Source organism: Streptomyces sp. NPDC043870, from assembly GCF_056435785.1.
This window is the reverse complement of record NZ_JBWKDT010000058.1, coordinates 16,500-27,726: the sequence shown is the minus strand read 5'-3', so window position 1 is coordinate 27,726 and position 11,227 is coordinate 16,500. Positions and strand designations below refer to the sequence as shown.

10 protein-coding genes and 1 pseudogene are annotated in these 11,227 nt (G+C 69.6%); 6 read left to right on the top strand and 5 right to left on the bottom strand.

The features are described from left to right. Positions 1–104 precede the first annotated feature (104 nt). Positions 105–1,844 (bottom strand): lysine--tRNA ligase, encoded by a 1,740-nt coding sequence (lysS, locus tag AC0699_RS36095; protein WP_478669313.1) that lies wholly within the window; start codon positions 1,842–1,844, stop codon positions 105–107. Between the two features lie 210 nt (positions 1,845–2,054). Here lysS and argS point away from each other — a divergent pair, with 210 nt between their 5' ends. After that, on the top strand, positions 2,055–3,830 hold the full coding sequence (gene argS, locus AC0699_RS36090; RefSeq protein WP_478669311.1) for an arginine--tRNA ligase: 1,776 nt from the start codon (positions 2,055–2,057) through the stop codon (positions 3,828–3,830). A gap of 81 nt (positions 3,831–3,911) precedes the next feature. Here argS and AC0699_RS36085 read toward each other — a convergent pair whose 3' ends face one another. Further along, positions 3,912–4,181 carry a DUF1876 domain-containing protein gene (locus AC0699_RS36085; protein WP_469769253.1) on the bottom strand — a complete coding sequence of 90 codons (270 nt, stop codon included), beginning with the start codon at positions 4,179–4,181 and terminating at the stop codon, positions 3,912–3,914. 137 nt (positions 4,182–4,318) lie between these two features. On the opposite strand from AC0699_RS36085, the gene AC0699_RS36080 reads away from it, so the two are divergent. Beyond that, positions 4,319–5,194: an NAD(P)-dependent oxidoreductase gene (locus AC0699_RS36080; protein ID WP_478669308.1), complete on the top strand. Its 876-nt coding sequence runs from the start codon at positions 4,319–4,321 to the stop codon at positions 5,192–5,194. On the opposite strand, the gene AC0699_RS36075 is transcribed toward AC0699_RS36080, so the two are convergent. Beyond that, positions 5,178–5,582, bottom strand: a complete 405-nt coding sequence (locus AC0699_RS36075) for an ATP-binding protein (protein WP_478669306.1) — start codon at positions 5,580–5,582, stop codon at positions 5,178–5,180. The two genes, AC0699_RS36080 and AC0699_RS36075, sit on opposite strands and share 17 nt — an antisense overlap. Positions 5,583–5,695: 113 nt before the next feature. Between AC0699_RS36075 and AC0699_RS36070 the strand changes: the two are divergent. After that, positions 5,696–6,519, top strand: a pseudogene (locus AC0699_RS36070) (helix-turn-helix domain-containing protein). Next, the gene (locus AC0699_RS36065; RefSeq protein ID WP_478669303.1) at positions 6,516–6,764 is read left to right on the top strand and encodes a DUF397 domain-containing protein; all 249 of its coding nucleotides are present in this window, start codon (positions 6,516–6,518) and stop codon (positions 6,762–6,764) included. The pseudogene AC0699_RS36070 and the gene AC0699_RS36065 overlap by 4 nt, the downstream one beginning before the upstream one ends. A 3-nt stretch (positions 6,765–6,767) precedes the next feature. On the opposite strand, the gene AC0699_RS36060 is transcribed toward AC0699_RS36065, so the two are convergent. Continuing rightward, positions 6,768–8,123 (bottom strand): helix-turn-helix domain-containing protein, encoded by a 1,356-nt coding sequence (locus AC0699_RS36060; RefSeq protein ID WP_478669301.1) that lies wholly within the window; start codon positions 8,121–8,123, stop codon positions 6,768–6,770. Between the two features lie 299 nt (positions 8,124–8,422). Between AC0699_RS36060 and AC0699_RS36055 the strand changes: the two genes are divergently transcribed. Together AC0699_RS36055 and AC0699_RS36050 are read left to right on the top strand one after the other, a co-directional pair. Then, on the top strand, positions 8,423–9,169 hold the full coding sequence (locus AC0699_RS36055; RefSeq protein ID WP_478669299.1) for a DUF4232 domain-containing protein: 747 nt from the start codon (positions 8,423–8,425) through the stop codon (positions 9,167–9,169). Between the two features lie 62 nt (positions 9,170–9,231). Beyond that, entirely contained in the window at positions 9,232–10,116 is an 885-nt protein-coding gene (locus AC0699_RS36050) for a DUF4253 domain-containing protein (RefSeq protein ID WP_478669297.1), read from the top strand. Positions 10,117–10,122: 6 nt separating this feature from the next. On the opposite strand, the gene hemB is transcribed toward AC0699_RS36050, so the two are convergent. Next, positions 10,123–11,121 carry a porphobilinogen synthase gene (gene hemB, locus AC0699_RS36045; RefSeq protein WP_478669295.1) on the bottom strand — a complete coding sequence of 333 codons (999 nt, stop codon included), beginning with the start codon at positions 11,119–11,121 and terminating at the stop codon, positions 10,123–10,125. Between the last annotated feature and the right edge of the window lie 106 nt (positions 11,122–11,227).

Below are 11,227 nucleotides of genomic sequence, written 5' to 3'. Positions count from 1 at the left end.
CCCCCCCCCCCCCCCCCCCCCCCCCCCCCCCCCCCCCCCCCCCCCCCCCCCCCCCCCCCCCCCCCCCCCCCCCCCCCCCCCCCCCCCCCCCCCGGCGCCTGGCGTCAGGCCGCGAGCAGCTTGCGCACCCGGTCCGCACCCACCGCGAGCAGCAGCGTCGGCAGCCGCGGCCCCGTCTCGCGGCTGACCAGCAGGCGGTACAGCAGCGCGAAGAAGGAGCGCTGGGCGACCTTCAGCTCCGGGGTGGGCTTGGCGTCCGGCTCCAGGCCCGCCATCACCTTCGGCACGCCGTAGACGAGCGTGGTGAGCCCGTCCAGCGACCAGTGCGAGTCCAGACCCTCCAGCAGCAGCCGCAGCGACTCGCGCCCCTGTGCGTCGAGCGAGCCGAGCAGCTCCGCGTCGGGCTCGGAGCGCACGACCGTCCGCGCATCGGCCGGGACCTGGGTGGTGATCCAGTTCTCCGCGCGGTCGAGGCGCGGCCGCGCCTCGTCCAGCGCGGTCAGCGGGTTCGCCGGGTCCAGCTCGCTCAGGATCCGCAGGGTCTGCTCGTCGTGCCCGGCCGTGATGTCGACGACCGAAGCGAGCGTGCGGTAGGGCAGCGGCCGCGGCGTACGCGGCAGCTCACCGGCCGCGGTGCGCACCGCGCGCGAGTACGCGGCGGCGTCGGCCGGCAGCACGGAGCCGTCCTCGACCTTGGACTCCAGCTTGTCCCACTCGTCGTAGAGCCGCTGGATCTCCTGGTCAAACGCGATCTTGAAGGACTGGTTGGGCTTGCGGCGCGCGTACAGCCAGCGCAGCAGCGGCGCTTCCATGATCTTCAGCGCATCCGCGGGCGTCGGCACGCCACCGCGCGACGACGACATCTTCGCCATGCCGGAGATTCCCACGAAGGCGTACATCGGGCCGATCGGCTGCACCCCGTCGAAGATCTCGCGGACGATCTGCCCGCCGACGACGAACGACGAACCGGGCGACGAGTGGTCGACACCGCTCGGCTCGAAGATCACGCCCTCGTACGCCCAGCGCATCGGCCAGTCGACCTTCCAGACCAGCTTGCCGCGGTTGAACTCGCTCAGCCGGACCGTCTCGGAGAAGCCGCAGGCGGTGCAGGAGTACGTCAGCTCGGTCGTCGAGTCGATGTACTCGGTGACCGTCGTCAGGTCCTTCTCGCAGTTGCCGCAGTACGGCTTGTACGGGAAGTAGCCCGCGGAGCCGCCGCTGCCGTCGTCCTCGCTCGCCGCGCCGGAGCCCTCCTCGGCCTCCAGCTCCGCCTCGTCGACCGGCTTCTGCTGCTGCTTCTTCGCCTGGACCTTGGCCTTCGTCCGGTACTGGTCGAGGATTCCGTCGATCTCGGCGCGGTGCTTCATCGCGTGCAGGATCTGCTCGCGGTACACCCCCGACGTGTACTGCTCGGTCTGGCTGATCGGGTCGTACTCGACACCCAGCTCGGCGAGGGACTCGACCATGGCGGCCTTGAAGTGCTCCGCCCAGTTCGGGTACTCCGAGCCCGCGGGAGCCGGCACCGAGGTCAGCGGCTTGCCGATGTGCTCGGCCCAGGACTCGTCGACGCCCGGAACCCCGGCAGGCACCTTGCGGAAGCGGTCGTAGTCGTCCCAGGAGATCAGGTGCCGGACCTCGTGCCCGCGCCGCCGGATCTCGTCCGCGACCAGGTGCGGGGTCATGACCTCGCGCAGATTGCCCAGGTGGATGGGCCCGGACGGAGACAGGCCAGAGGCAACCACGACCGGTTTCCCGGGCGCACGCCGTTCCGAGTCGGCGATGACATCGTCCGCGAAACGGGAGACCCAGTCGGTCTCGGTGCTGCTCTGAGCCACGATCGGCACGTCCTTGAATGCTTGATTCTGTCGAAACTGGCGTTAGCCATTCTCCCAGACGGAACAGCGGGCCCTGTGGTTGTCCACAGGCGCGCGGTTCGTCGGAGAGTCCGCGGAGAGTCCGGCGGGAGAAACAGGTTGCTCCCCCATGGGACACTTGACTACCGAATTAGCACCACTGATGACCCACTGACGCCTCACTCACAGGAACGGAAGCTCATGGCCTCGGTCCCTTCCCTCGCTTCGACCGTGCAGCAGCGCCTCGCGGACGCCCTCTCGGCAGCCCTGCCGGAGGCCGGCTCCGCCGACCCGCTGCTGCGACGTAGCGACCGGGCCGACTTCCAGGCCAACGGCATCCTGGCGCTCGCCAAGCAGCTCAAGGGCAACCCGCGCGAGCTGGCGACCAAGGTCGTCGACGCGATCCCCGCCAACGACCTCCTCAAGGACATCGAGGTCTCCGGCCCCGGCTTCCTCAACATCACGATCACCGACGAGGCGATCGTGAAGACCCTGGCGGCCCGGGCCGCGGACGACCGCCTCGGCGTCCCGTACGCGGAGAAGCCCGGTACGACCGTGATCGACTACGCCCAGCCGAACGTGGCGAAGGAGATGCACGTCGGCCATCTGCGTTCCGCCGTGATCGGCGCGGCCATGGTCGAGATCCTGGAGTTCACCGGCGAGAAGGTGATCCGGCGCCACCACATCGGCGACTGGGGCACCCAGTTCGGCATGCTCATCCAGTACCTGATCGAGCACCCCCACGAGCTGGACCACAAGGCCTCCGAGGACGCCTCCGCCTCCGGCGAAGAGGCCATGTCCAACCTGAACAGGCTGTACAAGGCCTCGCGCGCGCTCTTCGACTCCGACGAGGAGTTCAAGGACCGGGCCCGCCGCCGGGTGGTCGACCTCCAGTCCGGCGACGAGCAGACCCGCGCCCTGTGGCAGCGGTTCGTCGACGAGTCGAAGATCTACTTCTACTCGGTCTTCGACAAGCTCGACATGGAGATCCACGACCCGGACATCGTCGGCGAGTCCGGTTACAACGACATGCTGGTCGAGACCTGCCGCCTCCTGGAGGAGTCGGGCGTCGCCGTCCGCTCCAACGGCGCGCTGTGCGTCTTCTTCGACGACGTCAAGGGCCCCGACGGCAACCCGGTCCCGCTGATCGTCCAGAAGTCCGACGGCGGCTTCGGCTACGCGGCGACGGACCTCTCCGCGATCCGCGACCGCGTCCAGAACCTCGGCGCGACCGCCCTGCTGTACGTGGTGGACGTCCGCCAGTCACTCCACTTCAAGATGGTCTTCGAGACCGCCCGCCGCATGGGCTGGCTGAACGACGAGGTGCACGCGGCGCAGCTCGCCTTCGGCACGGTCCTGGGCAAGGACGGCAAGCCGTTCAAGACCCGTGAGGGCCAGACGGTGCGGCTGGAGGACCTGCTGGACGAGGCGGTCGAGCGGGCGACGGCGGTCGTGCGCGAGAAGGCCGAGAAGGTCGGCCTGTCCGAGCAGGAGATCGTGGAGAACGGCCGGTACGTCGGCATCGGCGCGGTGAAGTACGCCGACCTGTCCACGTCCGCCGTCCGGGACTACAAGTTCGACCTGGACCAGATGGTGTCGCTGAACGGCGACACGTCCGTGTACCTCCAGTACGCGTACGCCCGTATCGAGTCGATCAAGCGGAATGCCGGCGACCGGAAGCCGGCCGCCCACCCGGAGCTCGAGCTGGCCCCGGCGGAGCGCGCACTCGGCCTCCACCTGGACCAGTTCGGCGAGGTACTGGCCGAGGTCGCCGCCTCGTACGAGCCGCACAAGCTGGCGGCGTACCTGTACCAGCTGGCGTCGCTCCTCACGACGTTCTACGACCAGTGCCCGGTGGTGCGGCCCGAGCCGCCGCTGGAGGTCGGGGAGAACCGCCTCTTCCTCGTCGACCTGACGGCGCGCACCCTCCAGCAGGGCATGGCGCTGCTGGGCATCCGGACCCCCGAGCGTCTCTGATCACACGTACGCCGCCAAGGCCCCCGCTCCCCTGCCCGGGTGCGGGGGCCTTGGCGTACGCAGGCAACTCACTTCAACGGTTCACTTCAGCGGATGTGAGGGCGTGCCCCTGACATCGTCGATCTCCACATGGGCCTTCTGCAGCAACTGCTGAGCGATGTCCATGAGCGCCCGGGCGCCCGCGATCTCCTCGCCCACCCGCAGCTGCGAGGCATCGGACGGGTGGCGGTTGGCCGCTCCGTGTCCGCGGATCTCCGTGCCGTCAGCGAGTCTCAGCAGAGCGGCCGCCCTCGTGTGGTCGCCGTCCTCACGGAACTCCGTCTCGATGTGCCATCCGACAAGCGTCTGCATGGCCGATCACCTCCAGCGATACCTCTTCCAGGGTGCGCCCCTCGCGTGGTGATCGCCAGGTCACTTACCCATGGGTGCGTACCTCACCAAATAGTCGGTACTTGTACAGGTTTCGGCACCGGGCAAGGATCGGGTCCATGCCAGAAACCACCACCCGCGTATCCGTCCTCGGCCTCGGCATGATGGGCTCCGCCCTCGCCGCCGCGCTCCTCAAGGCCGGTCACCCTGTCACCGTCTGGAACAGGTCCCCTTCAAAGACCGGCCCCCTCGTCGCCCAGGGCGCCCTTCCGGCCGGCACGCCTGCCGACGCCGTCACGGCGAGCCCCCTCGTCATCGTCTGCCTTCTCACCAATGACAGCGTCCAGGAGGTCTTCGACACCCTCGGCGACAACGTGACCGGCAAGACCCTGGTCAACCTGACCAACGGCACCCCGGCCCAGGCCCGGGAGCTCGCGGCCTGGGCCGCCGAGCACGGCGCCCGGTACGTCGACGGCGGCATCATGGCGGTCCCGCAGATGATCGCGGGCCCGGATGCCTACGTCTTCTACAGCGGCGACGAGCAGGCATACGAAACCCACCGGTCCACCCTCGCGTCCTTCGGCGGCACGAAGTGGACCGGCACCGACCCGGGGCGGGCAGCCCTGCACGACCTGGCCCTGCTCACCGGCATGTACGGGATGCTCCTCGGAGTCCTCCAGGCCTTCGCCCTGATCCGTACGGAGAAGATCTCCGCGGAGGAGTTCTCGGAGCTCCTCGTGCCCTGGGTCACCGCGATGCTCGGCAGCGCCCCGGCGATGGGCCGGGCCCTCGACACCGGACAGCACCTGACCGATGTCTCCAGCCTCGCGGTCAACCAGGCGGCGTTCCCCAACTTCCTGGCCACGTTCCGCGAGCAGGGCGTGAGCCCCGAACTCTTCGAGCCCTTCCAGGCGATCCTGGACCGCGCGGTCGAGGAGGGGCACGCCGCCGACGGTCTCTCCCGCCTCGCGGACCTCCTCACGGTCTCGCGCTGACCCCGAACTCGCACCACACGATCTTCCCGGGCACCCGCTCGCCGACCCCCCACTTGTCCGCGACAGCGGCCACCAGCAGCAGCCCGCGCCCCGACTCCCCGTCGGGCTCCCGCACACCCGGGTGTCCGTCCCCGCTGTCATGCACCTCCACGCGCAGGGCGTCCTCGTACCGCCACAGCCGCAGCACGTAGCCGCGCCCGGGCGGGACCCCGTGCACCAGCGCGTTGGTCGCCAGCTCGCTCACGCACAGCAGTACGTCGTCCCTGACCCCGGCCAGGCCCCACGCTTCCAGGACCTCTCGCGTGAACTCCCTGGCCGCGGGCACGGAACGCCGCTCCCGGCGGTAGAACCGCTCGCGCACACAGGGGAGTTGAATCGTCTCGTTCATGAGACGAGCGTCACGGTCCGTGACTACCGTGATGCAGTGCGCGCACCCGTACGGGATTTCTGTACGGGTTGCCCGCGCATGACTTTCGTACGGCCACGGGGAGTTGGTACGGCATGCACCCCAGGAAACGGCGTAGGAAGAACGCGTCGGCGTTGAAGCTCGTGGGCGCGCTGGTGGCCCTGTTCCGGGAGACGGCCTGCCTCACCCAGCGCGAGCTGGCGGAACGGGCCTGTCTGCACGAGGAGACGATCGCCTCGATCGAGCAGGGAGGCGGCCGCTGAAGCCGGATCTGGCGCGGCTGCTGGACGGGATCCTAGCGACGAAGAGGGCGCTGGAGACGGCGGTGGAGAACATGCCGGAGGTGGACCTGATCCCGGCGTGGGCGGAGCAGTACATGGACCTGGAGCGCGAGGCGATCGCGCTGTCCTGGTTCGAGAACCAGGTGCTGCCGGGCTTGCTCCAGACGGAGAACTACGCCCGGGCAGTCTTCCGAACGGACGTCCCAGCGCTCAGCGATGACGAGATCGAGCTACGGGTAGCAGCTCGCACCGAACGGCAAGAGATCCTCCACCGTAAGTTCCCTCCGACGATCAGCTTCGTCATCTCCGAAGCGACCGTGCGAGACCGGCTCGGCGGCGACACGGTGTACGTGGAGATCCTCCGCCACCTCCGCGAATGCGCCGATCTCCCTGGCACCACGCTCCAGATCATGCCCCTCGGCAGACAAAGCCACGCTGGTCTTTCCGGCCCATTCATTCTGCTGGAAACGCCGGACCACCAACACTTGGCCTATACAGAGACACAGCGCGGCAGCCAGCTCATTTCCGACCCAGACGAGGTCAGCATCCTCGCGCAGAAGTATGCGATGCTGCGGACACAGGCCCTCAACCCCGAGGAGACGAAGGGCCTGTTGGACCGGCTGCTAGGAGAGCTATGAGCACCGCACTTGAGTGGTTCAAGTCCAGCTACAGCAGCGAGCAGGGAGGCGCCTGCCTCGAAGTCGCGTACACCTGGCGCAAGTCCAGCTACAGCGGCAGCGACGGCGGCGAGTGCATCGAAGTAGCCACCCACCCCGCCGCCGTCCACGTCCGCGACTCCAAGACCCCCGACGGCCCGATGCTCACCCTCGCCCCCGCCACCTGGTCGTCCTTCGCCGCCTTCGCCGCCGCTCACTCGGGCTGACCGTCACTGGGCGACCCACTCGCCCTTGTCCGGCCAGTAGTGGTGCACCTTGCCCTCGTCGAAGGCACTCGTGCGGAAGGGCTTTCCGCCGTCGTCGACCCGTAGCGTCCCCTTCCGGTCGCCGCTGCTCCATGCCAGTTCCAAGAACCAGGTGACTTCGTGGCCCTCGGTGTGGACGTCGAGGTTCAGGACCTGCGGATCGCGGGTGGAGACCTTGTACGGGAAGTCCTTGGCGGGAACGACGGTGTCGCCGTCCTGTCCGGCCACGGGATCGGCCAAAGGCCGGGCGTTGTCCAGGTCGATGTCGAACGTCTGCGGCGTGACGCCGCTGCCGCAGCCGTCCCCCATGGAATAGGCCTGCCAGGGGAGCGCGGCCTTGCGGCCCACCACGCGTACGTTCAGATCGGTGATGAGCACCGCCTCGTCCGTGTTGCCCGTCACGGACAGCTGCAGCGCCATGTCGCCGGCGCTGACGCCGCCCAGGGCACGCGCCCAGTTCCGGGTGTCCTGAGGAGGGGGCGGCGGCGGGACCTGGCCCGGCTGCTGGTCCAGCAGGTATTCCTCACCGCAGGGCTCTTCCCAGTTGTACGAGCTGATCCCCACGCTGGGCGCCGCACCACCGCGCTGCCCGGCGGGCGCCTCCGATTTCTTCGTGGCGGCCGGGTCCGACGGCGAGGCGCTCGCCTTCTTCCCGCCGGGCGAGGCGCTGCCGCTCGGTGAGGCGGAGGCGGAAGCAGACGCGGATGCGGATGCGGACGCGGAACTCCCGGCCGAGGCCCCGGCGCCGGTTCCCACGCGGGGCTGCCCCTTCCCACGCGCGTCCGTACCTGTGCTGTCATCCCCGAACTGGCTTACGGCGACGGCGGCCGGAACGGCGAGCGCGACAACTGCGGCCGTGGCGACCGCGATACGGAGACGACGCTTGCGCGAGGGGGGCTCAACCCCGACGACCACCGGCTCGGGGGCCACGTCCTCGGGCTCCCGCTCAGGCTGGGGCGCTCCAGCTCCCGGAGTCGGGACGGCCGCCACGCCGGGCTCCACCTCACTCGACGGATCACCCGACGACTCACCCGATGGCTCACCGGGCGACTCGGCCGCACCAACCCGGCCACGCCTGCGTGCGTCGTCGGCCAGGATCCACTGCCGGTGCAGTTCCACCAGCTCGTCCCGGGTCGCCCCGCACAGTCGCGCGAGCCGCTCCACGGGCGCGTAATCCGTCGGTACGGCGTCACCGTTGCAGTAACGGTGCAGCGTGGACGTACTCATGTGCAGCTGTCTGGCGAGAGCCCCGTAGCTGCGTCCGGAGCGTTCCTTCAGCGCGCTCAGCAGCCCCGCGAAGTCGTCCGTCCCCGCTGCCATTTCGGCCCTCCCCCTCGTTCCAGCGTCCCGGGAACGCATTCCAGGGGAAGGGTGTTTCTCCTGGTCAAGCCCCGTTCCAGCATTCCAGCTTCCCCCATTGTCCCTGGTTGGTTGTCCCACGATCCGCCGCCCCCGCAAGGTGTGTTCAGCACCACCCGGACCGGGAGCTCCGATGCCAACCCGCTTCAACTTCAGCTTGAGCGATGCCCTCGCGGTCATCGTTCTGATCGCCTGCATCGCAGTCGTGATCTCACTGATCAACCGTCACTGAATCCACCACAACGGGGAGTCGATCCACCATGCGCACCATCCGTACCCGCACCGTCATCGCCGCGACCGCCGCCCTTCTCGCGGGCCTGTCCCTCACCGCCTGCCAGGGCGACGACAGTGCCAAGGCAGCCGACCCGGCCGGCGCGGGCAAGGGGACTCCCGTCGCCACCGGCACGGAGACCCCCGCTGCCTCCTCGTCCTCGGGCACCGGCGGAGGCACCGCCCCCGCAACCTCGGCGGGCGGCAGCGGCAAGGGCTCGGGCTCCGGCTCGGGCTCCGGCTCCGGCTCCGGCTCCGGCAAGGGCACCGGCGGCGGCGGCAGCGCGAGCAACGGCAGCAGCAGCAACACCTCCCCCGTCACCTGCACCGGCAGCAACACCAAGGTCGTCGCCAGCAAGGTCACACGCCCCATCAACCACCTGCTGATCACCGTCACCAACACGGGCTCGCGCCCGTGCAACGCCTTCGGCGGGCCGTACCTCCGCTTCGACGAAGCCCAGTCCCCCACCCAGTTCATCGAGGACAGCCACCCGCAGGCCGTCGTCACCCTGGCCCCCGGCCAGTCCGCCTACGCCTCGGTCATGCTGACCGGCGAGCCCGGCAAGACCAAGGGCCGCACCGCGAAGCACCTCACCGTCTCCTTCGACGCGGGCAACGGCTCCGGATCGAATGGTGCGCCCGCCGAACTCACGCTCCCCGCGGGGACCTACATCGAGGACGACGCCGCCATGGTCACGTACTGGCTGAGCGACATGTCCGACGCGCTCACCTACTGACGCTGAAGCGCAGAATCCAGGGGCCGCCGCTGGTTGTCAGTGGCGGCCTCTACATTCGGTCCATGGCGATGCTTCCCAATCCCCTGCCGACCCTGGCCACCGACCCCGCAGGCCGCTCACTGGGTCTCGACCTGCCGTCCGGGCGGCTGATCGACACGACCATCGACGGCCCGTGGCACGAGCCACTCCTGTGGTACGCCGACGAGCCCGCCCGCACCGGCGACTGGTCCGCCCTGCTGCCCGCCCGCAGGACCGCCGGGCTCCACCCCGTACTCATCGGCTCGGGCAGCAGCCATGAAAGGCAGCCCGAGGACTGGGAGTTGGCCCCGGCGATGATGTCGTACGCCGGGGATCACGACGCCGAGGAGGTCCTGGAGGCCTTCTGGGAGGAGTACGCGGCGGACGAGCTCGGCGCCCCCGAGGACTACCCCGGCCGGGACGCCGTCGTCGCCCTCTTCGGCGAACCCCCGGCGTTCGACGAGAAGGTCGCGCCGTTCGGTGCCGAGTGGCCCGGCCTCGCCCCGGCCGCCGCGTCGGGCATCGACCCGGACGTGACGGCGGCCGAGGTGGCCGAAGCGCTCATCGGAGAGGACTCCTGGCTGGAGCGGTGCAGGCTCGCCCTCGTCCCGGCCCGCCGAAGCGCCGACATACCGGCGGCGCTGGGCTGGACCGGGCCGCTCAACTACGAGAACGACGTGGCGCGCCTCTGCTCCGTCCTGCGCTCGTGGGAGGACCGCTTCGGCATACGCGTCGTGGCACTCACCTTCGACCAGCTCGTGCTCTCCGTGGCGGCCCCGCCGACGACGCCCGCCGAGGCGCGGGCCGTCGCCGCGGAGCACTTCGCGTTCTGCCCGGACAACATCACCCAGGGCCACTTCACCGCCCTGGACGAGTACGCGGCCAAGGCGGTGCTGGACCAGAGCGTGTGGTCGTTCTGGTGGGACTGAACCGGCTTACGCGCGGCCGAGCTTCTGCGCGACCTCCGTCGCCCAGTACGTCAGGATCATCTGCGCGCCCGCGCGCCTGATCCCGGTGAGGGTCTCCAGGATCGCCTTGTCCCGGTCGATCCAGCCCTTCTCGGCCGCGGCCTCGACCATCGCGTACTCGCCACTGATCTGGTACGCGGCCACGGGCACGTCCACGGACTCCGCGACCTTCGCCAGCACATCCAGATACGGACCCGCGGGCTTGACCATGACCATGTCGGCGCCCTCCGCCAGGTCGAGCGCGAGCTCCCGCATGGACTCCCGAAGGTTCGCGGGGTCCTGCTGGTACGTCTTGCGGTCGCCGGTCAACGACGAGGCGACGGCTTCCCGGAAGGGCCCGTAGAAGGCGGACGAGTACTTCGCGGTGTAGGCGAGGATCGACACGTCCTCCTTGCCGATGGTGTCCAGCGCGTCCCGGACGACCCCGACCTGGCCGTCCATCATGCCGCTGGGGCCGACCACATGGACGCCCGCGTCGGCCTGGACCTGCGCCATCTCGGCGTACCGCTCCAGCGTGGCGTCGTTGTCGACGCGCCCGGCCTCGTCCAGCACCCCGCAGTGCCCGTGATCGGTGTACTCGTCCAGACAGAGATCAGACATGATCACGAGCTCATCGCCCACCTCGGCCTTCACCGCACGGATGGCGACCTGCAGAATCCCGTCCGGATCGGTCCCCGCCGTCCCGGCCGCGTCCTTCTTCGCGTCCTCCGGCACCCCGAAGAGCATGATCCCGGAAACTCCGGCGGACACCGCCTCCACCGCGGCCTTCCGCAGTGTGTCCAGCGAGTGCTGCACGACCCCCGGCATCGCCGCGATCGGCACGGGCTCGCTCACGCCTTCCCGCACGAACGCCGGGAGAATCAGATCAGCCGCATTCAGCCGCGTCTCGGCGACCATGCGCCGCATCGCGGGAGTGGTCCGCAGCCGCCGCGGCCGCGACCCGGGAAAGGATCCGTACACAGTCATACGTCCACGCTACGCCCGTCCGAAGCACGCACTTACCGACAGGTTGTGGGCAGTCGTTCCGCTGGGGCCCAGGACGAAGTCCGGGGGCGAGGGACGGGTGGGCACA

Bases quoted from the DNA above. Each gene is read 5' to 3' on its own strand.
- argS (WP_478669311.1), top strand. From the start codon at position 2,055: ATGGCCTCGGTCCCTTCCCTCGCTTCGACCGTGCAGCAGCGCCTCGCG.
- AC0699_RS36085 (WP_469769253.1), bottom strand. From the start codon at position 4,181: ATGCAGACGCTTGTCGGATGGCACATCGAGACGGAGTTCCGTGAGGAC.
- AC0699_RS36080 (WP_478669308.1), top strand. From the start codon at position 4,319: ATGCCAGAAACCACCACCCGCGTATCCGTCCTCGGCCTCGGCATGATG.
- AC0699_RS36075 (WP_478669306.1), bottom strand. From the start codon at position 5,582: ATGAACGAGACGATTCAACTCCCCTGTGTGCGCGAGCGGTTCTACCGC.
- AC0699_RS36065 (WP_478669303.1), top strand. From the start codon at position 6,516: ATGAGCACCGCACTTGAGTGGTTCAAGTCCAGCTACAGCAGCGAGCAG.
- AC0699_RS36060 (WP_478669301.1), bottom strand. From the start codon at position 8,123: ATGGCAGCGGGGACGGACGACTTCGCGGGGCTGCTGAGCGCGCTGAAG.
- AC0699_RS36055 (WP_478669299.1), top strand. From the start codon at position 8,423: ATGCGCACCATCCGTACCCGCACCGTCATCGCCGCGACCGCCGCCCTT.
- AC0699_RS36050 (WP_478669297.1), top strand. From the start codon at position 9,232: ATGGCGATGCTTCCCAATCCCCTGCCGACCCTGGCCACCGACCCCGCA.
- hemB (WP_478669295.1), bottom strand. From the start codon at position 11,121: ATGACTGTGTACGGATCCTTTCCCGGGTCGCGGCCGCGGCGGCTGCGG.